2 protein-coding genes are annotated in these 1,004 nt (G+C 36.5%); both read left to right on the forward strand.

All coding sequences use genetic code 11. From position 1 onward, the window contains the following. The coding region (locus L1D50_RS23075) for a CsiV family protein (RefSeq protein WP_239966943.1) at positions 1-442 on the forward strand (442 nt) is incomplete at its 5' end. A gap of 12 nt (positions 443-454) precedes the next feature. After that, positions 455-703 (forward strand): DUF3862 domain-containing protein, encoded by a 249-nt coding sequence (locus L1D50_RS23080; protein ID WP_128728093.1) that lies wholly within the window; start codon positions 455-457, stop codon positions 701-703. Positions 704-1,004: the final 301 nt, after the last annotated feature.

A 1,004-nucleotide genomic window follows, 5' to 3' on the forward strand; every position in this document is an offset into this window, starting at 1 on the left:
GAATGAGTCACAGTTTAATTTTTCTAATAAAATTAATGAGTTAAAACGTAAAGGACTCAAGCCTCTTTTACACACTGGCTGGCGATTCCCAGAACAAAGTAATAAGCGTGCTCCCAACATCGAAATTATTGGCGGCAAACAGTTTGCGTCACCATCAAGTTATAGCGTAACTGAAAATGACGATCAGTTTTCGTCATTGTCAAATCGCTTTAATATTCAAGAATCAAAAGAGCAAGTACATTGGCAACTTGAAGGCTTGATTAAAATTCACGTGAGGCATTACCTTTACGTGACCACAGATTTAGATTTAAAGTACGAAGACGGCAACGACATTCGTACCGCTCGTATGTCACAATATACGCGCGTGTATAGCGGCGACATACATTACTTAGATCACCCTAAACTTGGGGTCATCTTTCAAATAAGAAAATACAAACATTAGACGGACAACCCTATGAAAAAATTACTAACTGCTGCTGCGCTACTCACCCTAGCCGGCTGTTCAAAAGTAAGTCTAGAAAACTACAACAAGATTGAAGTTGGTATGGATAAAGCTGAAGTTGAGAACATTCTTGGCTCTGCTGATAAATGTGAAGAGAAAACGCTACATACCAATTGCATTTGGGGTAACGAAAACAAGCATATAAAAGTAACGCTACTTTCTGACAAAGTCACTCTATATTCAAAGAAAGGGTTAGAATAACCTCAATAAATGCCTTTTCAGTGTTTAAGAGGAGGCATTTATTCACCGCTATTGGTATTATTCAAAATATCACCCTACTCCCTCTCCACAAAATATTACAACTCAATCTAATTAAAGTAATCGCGTATTCCGAACAATTCAGCTCGAAACTTTCAAAACCTTTCTATAATACCAATTGAATTAATTCTCTAATCAATTTGAAGGGTGAAATAGCATATTAGCTTCGTTAAAAATTTCTCATTTAGAACAACTAAATAGCAAAATTTTTGCCTTGCCTATATGGATATAGGTACCTTAGCGG

This window comes from Pseudoalteromonas sp. Isolate6 (assembly GCF_022398435.1).
GTDB lineage: Bacteria > Pseudomonadota > Gammaproteobacteria > Enterobacterales > Alteromonadaceae > Pseudoalteromonas > Pseudoalteromonas galatheae.

Excerpts from the sequence above, each read along its gene's own strand:
- L1D50_RS23080 (WP_128728093.1), top strand. The coding sequence starts at position 455 with ATGAAAAAATTACTAACTGCTGCTGCGCTACTCACCCTAGCCGGCTGT.